The organism is Nocardia farcinica, assembly GCF_029867845.1.
GTDB classification, from domain to species: domain Bacteria; phylum Actinomycetota; class Actinomycetes; order Mycobacteriales; family Mycobacteriaceae; genus Nocardia; species Nocardia farcinica_A.
In genome coordinates, this window is record NZ_JARWRU010000599.1 from 1 (window position 1) to 17,980 (window position 17,980).

The following is a 17,980-nucleotide window of genomic DNA, read 5'->3' on the forward strand; positions in this document are numbered from 1 at the left end:
TTTCGGCCTCGAGCAGCTCGTCGGGGGGGGCTATGTGGCCATCGATCTGGGCCCGCGAGCCGATGGGGGGGCGGCGCCCGCGGCGGGCGCGGTCGAGCAGGTTCGCCGGGTCCGCCGCCGTGCCCAGAGCCCTGTCTTGGGGGCGTGAGCGGGCGCCGTCCTGGTCCGAGCCGGTGATGCCGGGCTCGATGCGGCCGGTGATGATCGCGGCTTGACTCAGCGTCCGCCATGTCTGGTCGTCGACCGGGAGGTCACCGGCTGCTTTGGCGTGAGAGAGCTGGAAGTAGTGGGCGCGTGCGGTTTCCGGGTGGGTCTGCCAGACCGCTGTGGCGGCATCGAGTTGTGACCACAGGCTGCGTTGCTCCATCGGTCCCGACCGGCCCCATCGGGTGCTCAGGGCGGCGGCTCGAGCGGTCAGTTCGGCGATCTGAGTGGGCGTTTCTCCGTACGGTGCGATTTCGCGGAGGTAGTGGTAGCGGGCGAAGTCCGCGCGCAGCTTGGCTTCGCGGGGACTGTCGGCGTCGTGGTAGTAGCCAGGGTCGGTCGGTGTGCCGGTCCGGCTCGGTGGCCAGTTCATCGACGTCTCCCCGCGTGGTCACGACGGTGTGGGGCTGTCGGGCTGGTAGAGAAGTGTGGATCAGACATCGGGGCGTCCTCCGGTTCGGGCGGAAGGGTTCGTTGTCCCCGGCGAGGCAGGTTCGATGTCGCGGTCAGTACCCGTGACCGGAGATCGACGAAAACGCTGCTGACACTGCAAGTGACCGGGACGTTCGGTCACGGATCGTTGCCGTAGCCGACGTGATATCCCACCTCGGGCTCGTTGCCGGGGTCGGTGTCGGAGCTGGGCGCGGTGGTGGGCGTGACCGGCAAGGCGTCATCGACGGCGGCGGAGATGGCGCTCAGAGCCGTCGTGCCGGTGTCAGGGCCGGCGAGCGCGGTATCGCCGATTTCCGAGCGGATGGACGCCTCTGCGGCGGCGATCATCTGCTGGGGTATCGGCGGGTGGACTGGCATGTCGGAGCTCGGGGCACCAGCAGCGGGATTGGGGGGAATGTAGGGCGGGCTGGCAAGTTCGGTCGTCGGGCGGGCGTAGGAATTCCACTCCTGGATCAGTGCGAGTTCGTCGCCGCCGTGCAGGCCGATCGCGTGTTGGCGACGTACCGGTTCCGCGCCGCTGCCCCACAGTTCCTCCGCTTCAGCAACGGTGATGCGCGCGGCGGTCGCCAGAGCGGTGACGCGCTGGTGGTACAGGTCCATGTTGGCGGCGAATCGGGACTCGGCCAGGGGGTCGGCGCCGAAGCTGTAGCGGCCGGTGGCGATGCGTTCGTTGCGCGCGGCAGCGACAGCGGCCATGCGTTCCAGCCGCCACAGATCTACCACGAGCATGTCGACGTAGAACCCGGCCGCGGCGTCGTCCCGGGCCGGTGAGGACAACTCACGCGTGGCGGCGTCCACTCTCGGGCGGCTGCGCTGCTGTCCGAGTGCCGCGGCGTCGGCGATCAGCCCTGGATCGACACCCGCGCTGAGCGCGGTCTGCTCCAACCGTTCGCGCTCGCCGTCGAGCGCCTCGAGATGGTGTTGCCATGCGGCTTCGGGGCCGCCGTCGTCGACGGCGTCGAAGCCGGTCCATCCCGCGTCGAGGATGCGGGCATGTTCGGCAGCCAGATGTCCGATGGTGAGCAGTGTCCGGAGCTGCCACTGCTCCATGCTCTCGTGTGGGTCGTTCGGTGTGGTCATGAAGGTCTCCGTCTGTTCAGGGCTCGACTTCGGGTTCGGTCGTGCTGTTCACGTCGGAAGTGGGCTCGATGAGGTCACTGCCCACGCTCGGCGCTGGCCTCGAAGGTGGGTGCAGCGCGGCATCGAGGGCGTGATCGATGCCCGTTACGGTCGATTCGGTGGCGCCGACGTCATGCAGAGCGTCGCGAACGCGTTCGAACAACACCGTCGGCGTTGGGGGCCGATGACGGTCGGGGATGGCAACGGCTTCGACCTCACCGGCGAGGTTCTCGTTGGTACGGTTCAGATCCCATTCGATGCCCGGCCAGGCATTTGCGCGCCAGAGCTGTTCGAGTTCGGAGTCGGCGTAGCCGGCGATGCTGACCTCGACCAGCCGTCGCCATCCCTGCGCGTCACGCCCCCACAACTCGCCGCGCTCGGCCACCGAAAGCTCCGCCACCGCGGCGGTGAGATTGACGCGTTCCCACAGCGCATGCATGTTGCGCAGGTACTGCTCATGACCGACCCTGTCGGTCGGGTCCCCGACCCCGCGGCGGTCGTGGTCGACGCCGATGGCGGCCATGTGCTCGAGGCACCACACGTCTTCGGCGATCTGGGCGATCATCTGGGCGCGGACGGGATCCTCTCGGTAGCGGGTCGTCGGCGGATGCCTGACGCTCTCCTCCCACCGGCGCCCCTGCCGCCCGTTGTCGATCGCGGCGGTGACCATCGCTTCCGGGATGCCGGACGCGGTGGCGCGCACGATCAGTTCGTGTCGTTCGGCCTCGAGGTCGAGCAGGTGCGCACGCCAGGTCGCGATCGCGACATCGCCGCGCCCGGTCGTCGAGTCATAGTCCGGATATCCGCGGTACAGCACACGCGCGTGGTCGTAGGAGCGCTGCTGTATGCGTGCGAGCAGTCCGGCTTTCCATCCGGTCAACTCACCGGCATCGTCGCCAGGTTGGGCTGTAGTCATCGGTCAGCACCTTCGCTCGGGTCGGGTTCGGGGACGGCGATGGAGAGCTCGGGCAGCGGTGAGTCGATGTGCCCGGGGTCCACGTCTGCGCCGGTGTTCGCAGCGTCGACTGCTGTCTGGATGGCGACTGCCGCCCGGGGTAGCGACCGCGACGTTGTCCGCGAATGTTCGGTGGCGGTGAGTGCCTCGATGACCTGGGCGACCATGCGGTCCGGGGAGGTCGGCATCGCCGCGGCGGAGTCCTCGGCGGTGATGCCGGCGGCTTGGAGCACGACCACCGGGATCGTGACGGCGCTGAAATCGGTGGCGGCGATTCGGTTCCAGCGCTGCGCCAACGACTTCGGGTCCGTGTTCGCGAACTGGTCGGCGACCGTGGTGGACCAGTGCCGGTCGCCGCGTCGCCACACCTGATGCTGTTCCTCGGTGCTCAGGTGCAGCGCGTGGGAAATCGCGCCCAACCGCTGCCAGGTCATGCCCATGACGCGCCGGAATCGGGCGACCACATCGGCGTCGAGCCCGCCACGGCCGATGTAGATCGCTCCCACGCCGGCCATGTCCTGCAAGCCGCAGACCTCGCGCCCGAGCACGGAGAGCACGTGTTCGCGCTCGACATGACCGGAGCCGAGCAGCGACTGACCGGGCGTCCAGCGCATCCCGCGCTGCCCGGCCGCGCGGGCATAGTCGATCCAGGGCTTCGGCACCCCGATACCGAGAGCGACCTGCTCGAGCTGGGTCAGCGACCGCTGCCCGATCTCCAGCTGCTCCCCCGCATCCGCCGACATTCCGGCCTCGGCAAGCCGGGCGCGGTGGCGCTCGTTGTCCAGCGCCAGGTTCTGGATTCCCTTGAGCATGTGCGCTTGCAACGCGGTCGGCGTGGCCATCACAGCACCCCGCACCGATCGGACCCGCGTGAAAACGAGGCCAGCGGGCCGCTCATGGCCCTGGCTCCCACACCTGCTCGGACAAGAATTCGGCGCCGAGCGGATCGAGTTCGACCGCTTCTTCTGCTCCCGCACTGTCACCACCGCCGTCACCCACCACAGCGTCCAGCGCACTGTTGACGGCTTCGAACCCGGATACTTCGGTGTCCGGTTCGAGGATCGCGGATGCGGCGGCGTGGGCGATGTGGATCTCGGCGGTCAGTTCTTCGGCCAGTCCCCGCACCGCATCCAGCGACACCGACCGGTACTCCGGTTCAACGACTTCGTCGCGCTCTTCGCCGAGGCCGTGATCTGCGGTGGTATCGAGGTCATCGTCGAGGTCGATGGCCAAGGTTTCGGCATCGATCACCTCGACGTCGTCCGACGTCGCCTCGGCGCTGTCAACAACGACAGCGTCGATGATCTCGGCGGCGGTGTGGCCAGTATCTTCGGCGAACCGTTGCTCGTAGGCGTCGGCGGTGCGGGCGTGGTCTGCGGACAGGTCGCGTTCGGCGTCGGCTGCCGCGAATGCCGCCGCTGACGCCCCGGCCTCACCGACTTCTCCCTCATTGGACAAGGTCTCGGTGAAGCCGGCCGCACGTCGCCGGATCTCGATCAGCAGTTGCTTGTATTCGACGTCGAGGGAATGCAATTCGTCGGCGCGGGCTTCGCGGCCGGTATAGGCCGTGCGCTTGGCTTCGTGGATCTGCTCGTTGTGCCGGTACTGCTGTCGCCCCAGGCGGTTGCGTCGCGCCAGATCCCGATCCGCGCGGCTGATCCTGGCCTCGGCCTCCCGCTGGGTGAGCTGGTGAGTGTCTTCGTTGATGGTGATCCGCCCGCGGATCTCCTCGACGCGGGCATCATTGACCCGCACCTTGGAGTTCGTTTCGGCAATGGTCGCGTTGACCCGCACGGAGTGCTCCCACATCGAGCGCGCTTCCCGGTTACCGGCGTGCTCGAGACGTTGCTCGTGTTCGGCGCGGGACCGGCCGTCTCCGCCGCGGCCACGCATCAGCGCAGCGGTTGTGTGCGCGGTTTGCAGCGCTTGCACGAACCCCTGACGTACGTGCTGACTGCTCTCCTCGACCGGGTCCCCGCTCATTGCGGCACCCGCAATCCGGCCAACCGCCATCGGTGCCCATCACCGGCACGAGTCACCGTGGCATACACCGGAAAGCCGATCACACCACCAGCGAGTACATCGAGTTCGACGCCGAGCACACGGGCCAGCCGCGTAGGAGTATCCGGTGGATGGTCATCGGCGGTGAGCCGCACGTGGGTGCGAACTTCTGCACGGTTCTCACGCCACTGCTGCCACCGGGCGGGAGTAATCGGCCCCCACACCTGCGCCGTCGACATCGCCTGCGCCGCGAAACGATCGTCGAGCAGTGGCCACGCCGCTGCCAGCGCCTCCGAGGGATCGCGTTGGTGCAGCGGCCGATAGGTGAACACCGCCCGGACCGCGACGACGAGCATCTGCTCGGCCGCGCAGGGATCGACCTGTTCGAACGGTGCGGGCAAACCCGCTGCACGGCACACACTCCGATCCGCCGCAGGCGTGCTGACGGTATCCGCCGCGCACCCGGCGACCGCGGCGCTGACCACTGCACCGACCGTCCCGAGCAAGCGGGCGATCATGACAGGCCTTCCTCGACAGCGATGAGGGTCGCCGGGTCACTGCCATGCCAGGACAGAGTCGAATCACCATCGGCATCGGCGGCGGGAGTGCTTGCCTGTTCGGTCACCGGCTCCAACAACAAGTTCGCCGCGAGCGCGCGGTGATGCAGCGCGAGCAGGTCGACCCCGTGGGTGCGGTTCATCGTCAACCGCAGCGTGGCCGCCTCTGCTCCCCACTCGACACGAGCCCGGCCCGCCACCCGAATCGCATGCTGGGCAGCGGACTTCGCCGCCTGGGCCGGGCGCACAATCCCGGCATGAGGGTGGCGTTCCCGCCAGATGAGGTGTCCGCCGGCGCGGGCCACCGCGAAGTGGGTGCGGGTGCCAGCGCACCACAGTGCCAAGCGGGGACCGCGCGACGCCTGTTCGGCGAACACGGGATCGACACGCTTCTGTGCCAGATTCAGTGCCCGGATCGCGTCGATGTCCACACCGGCGAGGTGCCGCAAAGCGTGCGCGAACATGCCGAACGCCTGCTGGTCAGACAGTCCGTTCGTGGCGGCGAACCGTTCGAGGTCCAGCGCGCGGGTCATGCATCGCAGGCGCGCGGTGTGGGCGGCGACCAAGGCCATGATCTCAGGCTGGGTGATCGCCCTGCCGACGGTGATGTGCGTGTTCTCGCTGTCGGTCATCGTGTGTCCTCCGATACCTCGGGTAGGAGTTCTCGTTGCGGGTGAGACGCTGACGTGAGCTGGTGATCAACGGGTGCGCTCTGGTCGGGCGCGGCGTAGCGGCGTACGTCCATGCGTTCGCCCTCCCACGCGCTCAGCGGGGTGAAGGTGACGGTTTGGCCGGATTGCGGGGCGTGGAGCAGCAAGTCACGGCCTTGCTCGTCGCGGCCGTAGTAGATGCCGACATGGTGGGAGTCCGCACTGCCAGGCGCGGTGAAGAAGATCAGGTCGCCCGGCTGGCGCTGCGCCAGTGGCACGACCTGCGCGGTGGCGTGGTCCTGTTGGGCTTGGGTGTAATGCGGCAGCCTGATCCGACCGCCCGAGGCTTGATAGACCGCGTGCAGAGTCAGACCGGAGCAGTCGAAACCGCCCGAGGTGGGCCCGGAGGTGTCGCCGCCACCCCAGACATACGGGGTGCCGATCCAGCGTGCGGCGTGTTCGATCACCGCCCGCCCGAATGCCGATGCCTCCGCGGGGGTCAGAGGGGTTCCCGCGACCGAGCCACAGCCGGGCCCGGAGACACCGGTGGAGGTGTGTGTCGCGGGTCCGGGATCGATGTCGGCGAACAGTTCATACAGTCCGCGTGCGAGTGGTAATTGGCCGGCGTAGGCGTTGGGTGCGCTGCGTTCGATTGCTTGGGCGAGGTCGGCCGGCGCCATCCGTTCGGCTGCGACGCCGAGTTGATCGGCGTGGTCGTAGAACCAGTTGATCTGGTAGACGGGGTCCATGAGTGTGGCGATGCCGACCGCTCCCCAGATGCTGGCGCGCAGTTGATGGGGGCCGACCGAGTCATGATCGCGGCCGAGACCGTCGTTGGCGTAGCTCAGCGACTCGGGCACCGACGGGTTGGCGAGGTTACGGAACGAGGATTCGGTGGCCTGGGCGGCGAGTTCGGCCACGATGACCGACTCCGGCATCCGCCGCTGCTTGCCGATCGCGACCCCCTCACGCGCCAACCGCAGCTGCGACTCCGACAGCCCCGCCACCGTGTGGCCGGTCGGCGCGTCGATCACGGCGCCGGCAGCAACCGGAGTGGCACAGGAGGACTGGTCCTCGACAACGACAGCCGCCAGCAGGACCAGCAGCAGTAGAATCGGCCCCAAGATCAGCGCCGCAGCCGGTGTTTTCGACGTCGAGTTCACAGGCGCTCACCACCGGGCATGCCGCCGCCGGGCAGATTGTCGAACCGGCGATTCGTGTTGTGGACCTGGCTGGTTCGCTCCGTGGAGGTGAAGCCGAGCCGGAAGGCCACACCGGGTTCGGCGGCCTCGCCGGTCTTCAGCAGGAAGCAGCCGGTGCCGGGTGGTGTTTCGCGTCGGTTCGGGTCGAGGTCGTCGTCAGTGGGTGGGCGCGGCGCGGCCCAGGAGGTGATCAGCAGTTTCTCGGTGTCGGTGATGCCGACCACGGCGCGGATACGGTCGACTTCCTCGGGCCCGACCGGGCCGATGATTTTGGCGCGGGCGCGTTCGAAGAAGCCGAGCGCTTTGGCTTGTGCGGCGACGGAGTCGAAGGCGGCGAGGTCTTTGATGGTGTGGCTGCACATGATCAGACCGGTGCCTAGGGTCCGATTCAATCGGGTCAGGGCATCGACGCGATCGACCATGAAGTCACCGGCGCCGAGCACGCGCCAGATCTCGTCCATCACCACTTCGAAAGTCCGAGGCGGTGCCAGGCCAGCGTCAGCCAGCGCGTGGGCGGCGGCGACCGCGCCGAACCCGTCGCTCCAGCACACCATCAACACCGCGGCCAGCAGTTTGGTGTCGCCTTCGGGAATGCGCGAGACGTCCACGCACACGGCCGGGCTGTCCAGGTCCAGGCGTGTGGTGGTGGGGCCGTTGAAGATGGCCCCGAACGGGCCTTCGACCAATGCCCGCAGCGATCGCCGCAGGGTTTTGGTGCTCGCCCGATAGGAGGGCTCGTCGTCCTCTTCGGCGAATCGGCGCAACCGTTCACCGCCGGTGGAGATGATCTCGAGCAGATCTGCCAGCAGCGGTGCGTGCTCGGAGCTGAATCCTCCCGTAGGGCTGTAGAGCTCACGCAGCCCGGCGGCGATGAGGACTTCCTCGTAGTCGGCGACCCGGGAGCCACGCACGAGTTCGATCAACCCGGCGACCACGTTGACCTGCCCGGCCTCGACCCGCGCGCTGACCTGACGACGCTGATCGGGATCGGGGAGCCGGTCGATGATCGCGCCGAGTGCGCCGACGTCGAGGGGGTTGAGGGTGCCGTGTCCGTAACCGACATCGACGACTTGGCCGCCCAGGCGGTCCACCAGGTCGCGGTAGTCGGGTTTGGTGTCGCCCATGCACAGCACGGTCTCCCCCGCTGCGACCGCGCCGGTCACCATCCGCCGGATCAACGATGATTTGCCGAAACCGTTGAGCGCCAACACGAATGCGATGGGCGCGCTGATGAACCCGCGCAGGAACCAGGACATCGGGTCGAAGTGGACCGGGGCGCCGGTGATGTAGTGGGTCCCGACCGGAGTACCGACAGTGGGTGCGCTCGCGCCGACCGAGAACGGCCACAGGCCGGCGACCTGGACGGTGGTGGCGCGCCATTCGGGAGTAGCAGGGATGACGGCCGCTCGGCCGCCGCCCGGCCCGCGGTATCCGCGGTCGGTCAGCGTTGCCAGCGATCGTTCGAAGCCATCGTCGCCACCGTGGGTTTCGGTGCGCCGGGCAGCGGTCGCCCGACGATGATCATCTCTGGACATCGCCAACCGCGCCCACCAGCCCCGCGGCCCGGGCCGGGCGGCAGCGGCTTCGGTAGCCGCCCTCGCTTCGGGAGTCAGTACGCGCACGCCCGCGACCGGCTCGGTCCGCTGGGGGCGTGTCGGGTCGGTGCGGGTCATGCGCTCACCCGCTTGGAGATCGAGGAGTGCTCAGGCAGGACGAGTCCGATCCCGAGTGAGGCGGCGAACGCGCTGGCTTGGAAGCCATAGCAGCGCCGCACCGACAGTCGTGAGGCAGCGCTCATTGCCTTCACCGATGCCTCGATGCCGGGCAGATCCCCGTCGAGGTGGTCGGTCACCGTGACCAGCACGCCAAATCGGGTGAGGCCCGCACCGCGGGCCTGCTCCTCCCGGGCGGCGCTGGTGTTACCGACCCGGATCCGCGCCGCAGCCGAGGCGATGCCGCGTTCCGTCTGCTCGGCGGCGATGGCGTCGCGGAAATCGGAATCCACCAGACTGGTGGCCTCGGCGGCCGAATGCAGCCGGTAGACGATCGCCACCCGCTTGCGAGGCACGTCCGCGCGCGGGCGCAGCAGTTCCTCGAGCACGGTTTCCATCACCGCGCCGCGCGGGGCGGCGTCCATCTCCCAGGTGATCGAGCGTGCGCCGTCGTGGACGTAGTGATCCCAGCGATCCACATGCGAGAGCGGGCCGACCGAGTCCCAGGACTGGGTGTGCGCCAGTTCAGCGCCGGCGGCCTCGACATCGCGTTGGGCGGCCAGGTCGTAGCGGGTGCGCACCAGGGCCAGGACTTCCCACGCCTGCAGCGGAGTCGCGGGCAGGCCTGCGCGGGCGAGTTGGGACAGCACCCCTTGCAGGCGCTGGCCGATCTCGCGGGCTTGCTCGGCCTCATCGCGGCGAACCCGGCCTTTGCCGATGGCGCGGTAGGTGATCGCGATCCGCGCCTCGATCCGCACCCCGATTCCGCCGGAGCCGGCAGCGGCCTCCTGCATCACTGCACGCGCGTACTCCGGGGCTTGCGGTCGGATCAGTCGGGTGACCTCACGTCCCTGCTTGAGACCGGTCTCGACCACGTTGTCGAGCACCGCGGTCACCGCTACTACCTCCCCGCCGCGGCTCTGGGTCGCCAGAAAATGCCCGTAGCCCTCCACCCACGCGTCGATCTGCGGCTGGTCGACCAGTTCTTTGCCACGAGGAACCACCCGCAACACCACCGTGTAGTGGTCGCTGCGGCGTAGATGCAGCATCGCGAATCGTCGCCCACCAGCGGTCTCGTACTCCGACAGTCGCGAATCAGCGAGCAGACCTGGCAGTTTCGCGACACCCGGGATACGGGCGAATCGGCCCGCGCGGTAGATGTGCTCGCCCCGGGCGCGGGCCGCGACGAACTGGATCCGCAATAACACCAGCTCCCACCCCGTGCGGCCCCGGATGGTGACCGCGACCGGCACGAAGACGATCGCCGCTCCCACCGTCAGACCCAGCGCGACACTCACCGAACGGGTGAGCAGGAACCCCACCATGACCGTCACGATCAAGGCGAGCCCGACCATCGACACTCCCCAGGTCAGGCCGAAGAAGCCGGCGCTGCGAGGACGCTCCCACCGCCCATACATGCGAATGCTCATCGCCGCACCTCCGCCGGGCCGAGAGCATCACCGCTCCAGCCACCGTCGGCCGCGTCACGCGTCTGGGCTTCCACCGCCGAAACAGCCTGATCACCAGCGGCTTTGACCTCCTGCGCGGCCATCACCACGGCACCGGCCACCCCACCGGCCGCTGCACCCGCGCCACCGGCGGCTTGCGAGCCGCCCGCGCCCCGCGCGCCCGAACTCGAGCCCGCGGCCGCCCGGCCCGATGGTGCCGTCGAACGCGCTGCCCCGCCGCTACCACCGCTCGGAGAACCGACGTGACCGTCGCCGCTCGCACCGGACACAGGTGCGGATCCGCCATCGCCGCCGCCCATAGGGCGGCCGCCACCACCGGAACCACCGCCTCCACCGCTCGGACTCGCTCCCCCAGACGGTCCCGCGCCGGGGGCGGCGTCCTCACCTTCGCTGACCTTGCGCGCGTTGCCGCGGTCTCCGGCTGATCCCATCGCCACACCCGCCGCGCCGCCAGCCAGTACCGCAGTTGCGCCGCCACCGCTGCCGAGCGTGGACACCGCCGGGGCGACCAGCCGCACCAGTGCGGGCAGGACGACCACGCTCATCAACAACAAGATCAGTCCCAGCAGGATCTGGTGCGGGTCGGTCTGGTCCTCGTCGCCGATCACGGTGAACGCGATCGCATAGACCAGCGCGCCGACCGGTTTGTAGAGCACGAACGCCAACGCCCAGGACAGCAACCGCTTGTAGGACTGTGAGCCCGGCCCGGTCCCCGAGGCTGCGGCCGCCAGCGGAATCACCGCGACCACCAGGATCAGCAGCGCTTGCCGCAGCACGAGCATCACCAGCTGGACCAGGGTGCCGATCAGCCCGAGAAGCCCGACGATCAGCAGGACACCGGTCCCGAGGCCGGATCGGGTTTCCTGGTCGAATCTCGTCAGCCGGTCGACCGCGCCGACCATGTCGCCTTCGCTGGCGGAGAATATGACCCAGTGGGCGAAACTGTCCCCTGCCCGGGTTCCCATGGTGACCAGCACCGCAATCGCCATCGACATGAAACTGGCCCGCGCGAGCATCAGCAAGCTTTCCTGCGCTTCGCCGGCGACACCGCCGCGTTTGGCCAGCGCCAGGCGCGAGGCGGCGAACATGATTCCGGCTATCAGGAACGCCACCTGCAATCCGCTGCTGTACTCACGTACTGCGGTCAACGCCGAACCCGGTTCCCCGGACGCACCGGTCAACTCCGGGGACGGGAAGTCGGTCCACCACGCCATTGCCATCCTGATCAGCCGGGCGAAGCCATCGACCAGGGCGTCGACGAGGTTGTCGATGGCCGAGCTCGCGGCGTCTCCCACAACCTGTTCGACCTGCTCGCAGACCTGCTGCGGGCCAAGCGGGATGTCACAGAGGCCGGGAAGCGACGGTTGCTCTCGGGCGCCTGTGGGCATCGCGTAAGCGGTTGTCGGGCTCATGCGACGGTCCGCCATGCGCCGAATCCGCTCAGCGAGTCGATGTATGTCCCTGGACCCCAGAGCGCTTCGATATCGGCGGGAACGGCGACGCGCCAGTCACCGTCGAACCAGGTCATCGGCCAACGGGCAATGCGGTAGCCCAGGCCGTCGCGGGCAGCGAACTCGACGACGGCGAAATCAGGGCTGTACCCGGGGACGATTCGCACGCCGTCGGGGACGACGACGAAGCGTGCGGCGTCCGGGGTGCGTGCGCGCGAACGGGCGAACCGATCCACCACCGCCTGCTCGCCGTGGTAGTAGCGCTCGACAACCGCGCGCTGCCAGGTGCCTTCCGGCGCGGCCAATGCACGAGCCAACGCATCCGCGGCGGCCAGAGCCGCGCCTTGCGGTGTGCGGGCGAAACCGGAGGCGATCCCGTCGCGGATCGTCGCGGGTCCGTCGCTGGCCGAGACCGGCAGCGCCGCGCCACCCCACCCGCGCTGCCATCGCATCTGCGCGGGCGGGGTCACCAAGTAGTCCGGGCGGGCGGGGTCGGGTCTCGCGTCGGGGACTTGGACAGCGGGAACACCGGATTCGTCTGCCGGGATCTCGAGGCGGTTGCCGAACAGATCTGCGCTGGATGCCCCTGCCGGGGCCGATGAGGGGCGGTTGGCCGGCGGACTCGAGGGCACCGACGTCGGGGTCGTAGGCCGCTGTTCGCCGCGGGTGATGGTGAGCACCAGCGCTGTGACCACGACGGTGGTGATCGCGACGAGCAGGACGATCAGGATCTTGAAGGAACGCATGCGGCACCGTCGCTTTCAGGACTCGTCGAACGCGATGAGCTCGGTCGGGAGGGTCTCGACGGCGGTCACCACGGGCCTGGAGGCAGAGGTGAGGGCGGGCAGGACCAGTCGCCAGTCATCGTGCTGCCACATCACGGTGGTGTGGTGCCTGGTGACCGAGGCGTCGGGGTGGCGGCTGTAGAGGTCGACGTCGCTGGTGTCAGGGCTGTAATGGGTGATGACGTAGCCGAGTAGCCGTGGCGCGCCGCTGGCGATCGGTGCGGTGATCGAAATCTGAGCGCGGGCGACCGCCCATGCGTCGCGGCCCGCGCCGGGGGCAAGCATGCGCGCACCGATCTGGGGCCATTGGCTGTCGGTGGCGATCGAGACCCGGACACTGGCCTGCGATGCCGCGACTGCCGCACCGGCCGGGGATCGATCGAACCCGGTGACGACAGGGCCGTCACCGCCGTGCGGTCCCTGATCGGTCACCGGCAGGTCGACGCCTTGGAAAGGCTTCCAGCGCAGGCCTGTCGGCGCGGTGTGGATATCGGTCACCGTGCCGGTGTGCTCGCTGCTTCCCACCGGGGTCTCGGTGCCGCACGCCAGCAGCGCGGCGGCAGCGATCGGACCGGTGAACGCCAGCACGGCGGTCACCGCCAGACAGTGAATTCGGTCCATACGCACGGGATCGACCTCCTCGACGAAGTGACGGTCAGGTGGATGGGAGGACAGCCACGGCCAGGGAACTGGCCATGCCGAGCAGGGCGGCGCCGAGCAGGGCGCCGAAGAGTCCTTCGAGGCTTTCCTCGCGGTAGACACGGATCGCCAGCAGCCCGCCGACCCAAACCGTGCGGGCGATGCACAGCAGCAGCACGCACCAGGCCAGATAGCCCAGCAGCTGAGTCAACGGCGCCAGTACGCCAGCGGGGAGGTCCGCAGCCAGGGATGTCGTACTCGCCTGGACCGGGTTTGGGCCGAGGCCGCGCATGTCAGGCCCCTCCGCTGACGACCGCGTTCATGATCGGTCCCGCACTGGTGGCCAGAATTCCTCCGAACAGCGCGCCGAGCAGAATCTTCGGGGATTCGACCGACCCGCCGTGCCAGCGCTCCCATCCGAATTTGCCGCCGGCGTAGATCACGGCCGCGATCCCGGCCAGGGTCACGAACCAGGCCATGAAATTCACCAGGCCGATGACCTTGTTCGCCCCCGGCGGCGCCGTGGGGGTGATGGTGATCTCCTGCGACACGGTCACGACCATGTCGGCGAGGACTACGACGGTGCTCATGATGGGGTCTCCGAATCGTTGCGCGCCGCGGCGGTCCGGGTCGCGGCCAAACCAGTGACGATCTGGGTGCCGGCGTGATACACGTCGACAGGAACCGCGCCCCGCAGGCGGGCACGCCGTGGCGGTGGCGGATCGAACGGTGTGAATTCGGCCAGATCGGTGAGTTCAGTGGCCAAAAGCTCGTCATGCCAGCCGATCTCGTACACCGACTCGACCAGGTCGGTGACCACCGACTTGTAGCGGCGCACCACCGCGGGCACCCCGCCCGGGCGTGCGGCGGTGAGCACCAGCCCGATCACTTCAACCCCGGGGGCGGCGAGCCCGGCGTGCCATTCTCGGAGGCGGTCGGCCGCAGCGGTGAGCCCGGGCATGCACAGACGGGCCGCGACCAGCACCAGCTGGGTTGTCGCCGTCGAGGCCGGCCAGGCCAGTCCGGTGTCGGCGGCCGGTGCCCACCAGCGCGCCAGGGTGGAGGTTCCGGCGCCGCCGTGCGCGCCCAGCACCGCCCACAGCGGCGGGTGCGCACCGGTGATCGGCAAAGGATCGGACCGGACCGGCGCCGTCCGGTTCGGCATGGACAGTGTGTGCGGATCGAGGCGTCGGCCGAAGCCAGGCGACGGGGACTGCTCGAGGCGGGAAGCGGTGGCGCGCATTGTCAGCCCCGCTTCTGAATGTTGGTGATCAGCACGGTGCCGTGAGGGGTGATGCCGGTGTTGATCAGTTGCAGGTAGTCCACGCGAGTGCCGCCGGGGTGAAGCTCGACAAGGTGCACTTCGGCTGCGGTTTCGGCGATCGGGGTGACCGCAACGCAGTGCGTCGTCCCGACCGGGATGGAGGCGATCCCTGCGGCGAGAGCATCGGCGCTGAGTCCGGCTTCCGGGGCGACCAGCTCCAGCGCGGCCGCGGCGTCACGACGCTGGTAGTAGGCGTGCTCGAAGGCGGCGATCACGCCGGGCATCGAACGGGGGTCGCCGGCGACATCGGTGACCGATGTGCCCGTCAACCCTGTGCAGGCTTCCCCGAGTTCTACGGTCGCCGCTGATGGCACGGCGGTCTGTGTGGGAATCACCGCGGCGTTCTCCGGTAGATCGATGACTGCACGGATCCCGGTAGCCGTCGCCGCGGCGGCGACAGTGAAAGCCACGGCGAGCGCGATCCACACCGTCCGACGTCCCCGGATGCGCCGCCGGTTGGCCACGGCTACCGGCTCGCGTGCCATCGGTTTGTCGTCGAGCCACTGCCACAGGTCGTCGGCCTCGGGACGCGCTTGAGCCGGCACGCCCGGAACACGGTGCGGTACCGAAGGTTCGGAACGCAGCCAGGCGGCGCCGTGGCCGGTGTCGATGGGGGTGTCGTGTCGCATGGGTTGGTGTCACCTCCTCAGTGCGATGCGGTGGGATGGAGTTGGGCCCTTCGGGCGGGTCGCCGGGTGGAGGATCAGCAGACTGGTGGGGTACGTCGGCCGAACCAGCTCCGCCCGAAGGGGTCTCAGGGGGTGCCCTCGCTCGGGACCACGGACTGCCCGGTCGCCGGCGTCGGCGAGCTCGACGGCAAGGGTGTCGGCGGCGAGCTGGTCGGGGTTGTGGTCGGTGACGGTGGCTCAGGGAGTGGGGCGGTCGACGCGTCGCGTGCGATGGCGATGAACCAGTCCGCGACGGTGCGCAGCGTCGAGCTGCCGGTGCTGGTGGCGGGGATGGTTCCGTAGGAGCCGTGGCGGCCGGTGGTGTCGCTGTATTGGGCGGTCGCTGCCAGGGTGTAGAGCTGATCGGGTTCGGCGATTGTGCTGGTGATCGCGTCGAAGGCTTCGTTGACCCACCGGCTGGCCGTCTGTGGCGGGATGAGTTCGATGACCGCGTCGGCGAGTTTCGCGGCGAGGACCGCGACCGCCGCCAGCGGATCGGCCATGCCCACGGTGGCCAGTTCGGCGACGGTGGCCGGGGTGATCACCGTCCGCGCCACCGTGATCGCGGCGTTGAAGCCGATCGTGCCGATCTTGAACAGCGCATCCAGAGCTTGCGTGGGGGTAGGCGCAGCCGTGGCCGGGTCGGATGCCTCGACCACGCGCTGACCGAGAGATTTGGCGGGCTGATAGGACAGTTGGTCCAGGCTGGTGCCGGCCAAATCCTCGTTCACTACATTCACAGCGGTGGTGAAGGCAGTCGCCGACAAAGCGGTGGCGATGGTGCTGATCGCCGCGATCGGGTCACGGGTATCGCTGTGAGCGACGAGGTTGGCCACGGCGGTCGCCAGCGGGCTTCCGAGCGGCGTGTCACACGTTCCGTCACCAGCGACACACAGATCTGCGACCCGACCGCTCAATTCCCCGTACCCGGGTGCACTGATCCCGGTGTTCGAGATCCCGGCTCCAGCCGGCGTCTGGGTGAGCAGAGTGATGGTGGAGACCTGACTACCGCTGGTTCCCGGCGCCGGCGCCGGCGTGCTCGACTGCGGGCGGCCCGGCAGTACCGGGGTTCCGGCAGCGCGAGCAGGATTGGCCAACAGTGCCACAGCCGCGACCTGATCAGCGCCGACACCACTGCGGCCTGAACCGACGTCTCGGGCGAACTGGTCGGCGGCCGCGGCGCCGTGACCGTATCCCGCCACGGCCAGTAGCGTGTCGGGGCAGCGGTCCACGACCTCGTCGGCCATGTCATCGAGCCGCCGAGCGGCGTCCTCGACGGCGACCGGATAGGTCGAGGGCGCGCCGTCGTCGGTGTGGCCGTACGGCACGTACGCGCGTTGCACGTACTCCCCCGCTGCGGCGGCAACCTGCCCGAAAACCTGCCCGAGTGCGCCGGTATCCGCACCGGTCTCGGTCGCGCCTTCCTCGTCGCCTTGCACGCCCAGCGCGTACACCACAGGGCAGGCCCCGGCGATGGCGACGTCGGGTTGTGCTGTCGCCGTTGCTGTCCCGAAGACTGCGGTTGCGAGTACGAGCGCGATCACAGCACTGTGGAGTCTGGTGCGGATGGGATGGGAATGCATTGATTTCACCTCGATCGGGAGGTGCCTGCCCGCCCGCTCAGCCGGGGGTACGGCGGGCGGGCAGGCACGCATTCAGGTGGTCTGCGATGGCGGTGCGTCGACAGGGCGGGTGGGGCAGCGCTGCAGGGAGCCCAGATGGTCCAGGGCATCCGCAGCGGCTTCGAAGGCCGTGCGAATATGACCGGTGGGGTACTCGCGCCAGCTCAGATCGACGTCGGAGAGTTGGTACTCGGCGAACAACGCCTGGCCCATCACGATCGGAATGAGTCCGTCTCTGCTGCCGTGATAGAGATGGACCGGGACCGGCGGTCGTCGGTGGGCTGCGGCTTCGACCGCCAGGACGTGACGCCACAGCGGGTCGTTCCAGGGTTCGCGGCGTTCACACCAAGCTCCGAGGGGAATGTGGCGGTAGGTATCGAGTAGTTGCTTCGCGGTCAATGTCTGGGCGTGGGCGAAGCGGTGGCGTCCTTCTTCAGTCAGGACATGGGTGACTGGCAGGTGGGCATAGGCGCGCGCCAACCCGACCATGCCCGCCATCGCCAGGCCCGACAGCGGGCCACCGTCGATGCCCGCGATCAGAGCACGTGGGTTGGCCGGCACGGCACCGGCGGCGACCCCACGCAGATCCACCTCTGGGGCATAGGTCGGGTGGTGCTCGGCGGCGAAGACCGCTGCCCGCCCGCCGTCGGCGTAACCCCAGATCACCCACCCGCCCGAGATGTCGACATCGGCGAGTGCGGGCAGGGCGCGCGCCAGGTCGAGCACAGTGTGCGCCGCGGCGAGCCCTGACAGGAACGGGTGCACACCCAACCCCGTCATTCCCAGGCCCTGCCCGTCGGGAATCGCGACGGTCCAACCACGCTCCAGCGCCAATGCCACCTCTGGGAACGCAGAGTCGTCGACGGCCTCGGGCAGAAGTTGCGATGGTGCGATCCGACCACCAAAACCTCGGAACCTCGGGCAGTACAGCAGGGCGGACGCGCCCTCGCTGCTTGTTGCGGCGGTCGGGGTCACGACAAGTCCGGACGCCGGCAGCGGGGCGTGGAAGCTGGTGCGAGTCGAATACACCACCTGCCAGGCCCGCGCCGCGGCCGGGCAGGCCCGCCACCCCAAATAAACGGGGCGCACCCGTTAAACAGCGGGGGGGGGGGTGTGCGGGGGTATATGTTTGGTTTAAATTTAGGCGGGGGAGGGGTGGGGGGGGGGGG

19 protein-coding genes are annotated in these 17,980 nt (G+C 68.9%); all 19 read right to left on the reverse strand.

Going from position 1 to position 17,980, the window contains the following annotated elements; translation table 11 throughout:
- On the reverse strand, window positions 1–577 hold a 577-nt coding region (locus QH283_RS13080; RefSeq protein WP_280503273.1), incomplete at its 3' end, for a hypothetical protein.
- 197 nt (window positions 578–774) lie between these two features.
- A complete protein-coding gene (locus tag QH283_RS13085) occupies window positions 775–1,737 on the reverse strand; it encodes a hypothetical protein (RefSeq protein ID WP_280503274.1) in 963 nt (320 codons plus the stop codon).
- Window positions 1,738–1,753: 16 nt separating this feature from the next.
- Window positions 1,754–2,692 carry a hypothetical protein gene (locus QH283_RS13090; protein WP_280503275.1) on the reverse strand — a complete coding sequence of 313 codons (939 nt, stop codon included), beginning with the start codon at window positions 2,690–2,692 and terminating at the stop codon, window positions 1,754–1,756.
- Window positions 2,689–3,573 (reverse strand): hypothetical protein, encoded by an 885-nt coding sequence (locus QH283_RS13095; RefSeq protein ID WP_280503276.1) that lies wholly within the window; start codon window positions 3,571–3,573, stop codon window positions 2,689–2,691. Before QH283_RS13095 ends, QH283_RS13090 begins: the two co-directional genes overlap by 4 nt.
- Before the next feature lie 52 nt (window positions 3,574–3,625).
- Window positions 3,626–4,714, reverse strand: coding sequence for a hypothetical protein (locus QH283_RS13100; protein WP_280503277.1), 1,089 nt, complete (start codon window positions 4,712–4,714; stop codon window positions 3,626–3,628).
- A complete protein-coding gene (locus QH283_RS13105) occupies window positions 4,711–5,133 on the reverse strand; it encodes a hypothetical protein (protein ID WP_280503278.1) in 423 nt (140 codons plus the stop codon). The genes QH283_RS13100 and QH283_RS13105 overlap by 4 nt, the downstream gene beginning before the upstream one ends.
- A gap of 113 nt (window positions 5,134–5,246) precedes the next feature.
- A complete protein-coding gene (locus tag QH283_RS13110) occupies window positions 5,247–5,921 on the reverse strand; it encodes a hypothetical protein (RefSeq protein WP_280503279.1) in 675 nt (224 codons plus the stop codon).
- On the reverse strand, window positions 5,918–7,102 hold the full coding sequence (locus tag QH283_RS13115) for a C40 family peptidase (RefSeq protein ID WP_280503280.1): 1,185 nt from the start codon (window positions 7,100–7,102) through the stop codon (window positions 5,918–5,920). The genes QH283_RS13110 and QH283_RS13115 overlap by 4 nt, the downstream gene beginning before the upstream one ends.
- Entirely contained in the window at window positions 7,099–8,676 is a 1,578-nt protein-coding gene (locus QH283_RS13120) for a hypothetical protein (protein ID WP_280503281.1), read from the reverse strand. The genes QH283_RS13115 and QH283_RS13120 overlap by 4 nt, the downstream gene beginning before the upstream one ends.
- Window positions 8,677–8,810: 134 nt before the next feature.
- Window positions 8,811–10,283 carry an SCO6880 family protein gene (locus tag QH283_RS13125; RefSeq protein ID WP_280503282.1) on the reverse strand — a complete coding sequence of 491 codons (1,473 nt, stop codon included), beginning with the start codon at window positions 10,281–10,283 and terminating at the stop codon, window positions 8,811–8,813.
- Window positions 10,280–11,734, reverse strand: coding sequence for a hypothetical protein (locus QH283_RS13130; protein WP_280503283.1), 1,455 nt, complete (start codon window positions 11,732–11,734; stop codon window positions 10,280–10,282). The genes QH283_RS13125 and QH283_RS13130 overlap by 4 nt, the downstream gene beginning before the upstream one ends.
- Window positions 11,731–12,519, reverse strand: a complete 789-nt coding sequence (locus tag QH283_RS13135; protein WP_280503284.1) for a hypothetical protein — start codon at window positions 12,517–12,519, stop codon at window positions 11,731–11,733. Before QH283_RS13135 ends, QH283_RS13130 begins: the two co-directional genes overlap by 4 nt.
- Window positions 12,520–12,534: 15 nt before the next feature.
- Window positions 12,535–13,155: a hypothetical protein gene (locus QH283_RS13140; protein WP_280503285.1), complete on the reverse strand. Its 621-nt coding sequence runs from the start codon at window positions 13,153–13,155 to the stop codon at window positions 12,535–12,537.
- A gap of 58 nt (window positions 13,156–13,213) precedes the next feature.
- Entirely contained in the window at window positions 13,214–13,408 is a 195-nt protein-coding gene (locus QH283_RS13145) for a hypothetical protein (protein WP_280503286.1), read from the reverse strand.
- A gap of 82 nt (window positions 13,409–13,490) precedes the next feature.
- Window positions 13,491–13,787, reverse strand: coding sequence for a hypothetical protein (locus tag QH283_RS13150; RefSeq protein ID WP_280503287.1), 297 nt, complete (start codon window positions 13,785–13,787; stop codon window positions 13,491–13,493).
- The gene (locus QH283_RS13155; protein WP_280503288.1) at window positions 13,784–14,290 is read right to left on the reverse strand and encodes a hypothetical protein; all 507 of its coding nucleotides are present in this window, start codon (window positions 14,288–14,290) and stop codon (window positions 13,784–13,786) included. The genes QH283_RS13150 and QH283_RS13155 overlap by 4 nt, the downstream gene beginning before the upstream one ends.
- Window positions 14,291–14,442: 152 nt before the next feature.
- Window positions 14,443–15,150: a hypothetical protein gene (locus tag QH283_RS13160; RefSeq protein ID WP_280503289.1), complete on the reverse strand. Its 708-nt coding sequence runs from the start codon at window positions 15,148–15,150 to the stop codon at window positions 14,443–14,445.
- A gap of 125 nt (window positions 15,151–15,275) precedes the next feature.
- On the reverse strand, window positions 15,276–16,733 hold the full coding sequence (locus tag QH283_RS13165; RefSeq protein ID WP_280503290.1) for a cutinase family protein: 1,458 nt from the start codon (window positions 16,731–16,733) through the stop codon (window positions 15,276–15,278).
- A gap of 111 nt (window positions 16,734–16,844) precedes the next feature.
- Entirely contained in the window at window positions 16,845–17,651 is an 807-nt protein-coding gene (locus tag QH283_RS13170) for a lipase family protein (RefSeq protein ID WP_280503291.1), read from the reverse strand.
- Window positions 17,652–17,980 lie beyond the last annotated feature (329 nt).

Coding starts and splice junctions, on each gene's coding strand:
- QH283_RS13085 (WP_280503274.1), bottom strand. CDS start 1,737: ATGACCACACCGAACGACCCACACGAGAGCATGGAGCAGTGGCAGCTC.
- QH283_RS13090 (WP_280503275.1), bottom strand. CDS start 2,692: ATGACTACAGCCCAACCTGGCGACGATGCCGGTGAGTTGACCGGATGG.
- QH283_RS13095 (WP_280503276.1), bottom strand. CDS start 3,573: ATGGCCACGCCGACCGCGTTGCAAGCGCACATGCTCAAGGGAATCCAG.
- QH283_RS13100 (WP_280503277.1), bottom strand. CDS start 4,714: ATGAGCGGGGACCCGGTCGAGGAGAGCAGTCAGCACGTACGTCAGGGG.
- QH283_RS13110 (WP_280503279.1), bottom strand. CDS start 5,921: ATGACCGACAGCGAGAACACGCACATCACCGTCGGCAGGGCGATCACC.
- QH283_RS13120 (WP_280503281.1), bottom strand. CDS start 8,676: ATGTCCAGAGATGATCATCGTCGGGCGACCGCTGCCCGGCGCACCGAA.
- QH283_RS13125 (WP_280503282.1), bottom strand. CDS start 10,283: ATGAGCATTCGCATGTATGGGCGGTGGGAGCGTCCTCGCAGCGCCGGC.
- QH283_RS13130 (WP_280503283.1), bottom strand. CDS start 11,734: ATGAGCCCGACAACCGCTTACGCGATGCCCACAGGCGCCCGAGAGCAA.
- QH283_RS13135 (WP_280503284.1), bottom strand. CDS start 12,519: ATGCGTTCCTTCAAGATCCTGATCGTCCTGCTCGTCGCGATCACCACC.
- QH283_RS13150 (WP_280503287.1), bottom strand. CDS start 13,787: ATGAGCACCGTCGTAGTCCTCGCCGACATGGTCGTGACCGTGTCGCAG.
- QH283_RS13160 (WP_280503289.1), bottom strand. CDS start 15,150: ATGCGACACGACACCCCCATCGACACCGGCCACGGCGCCGCCTGGCTG.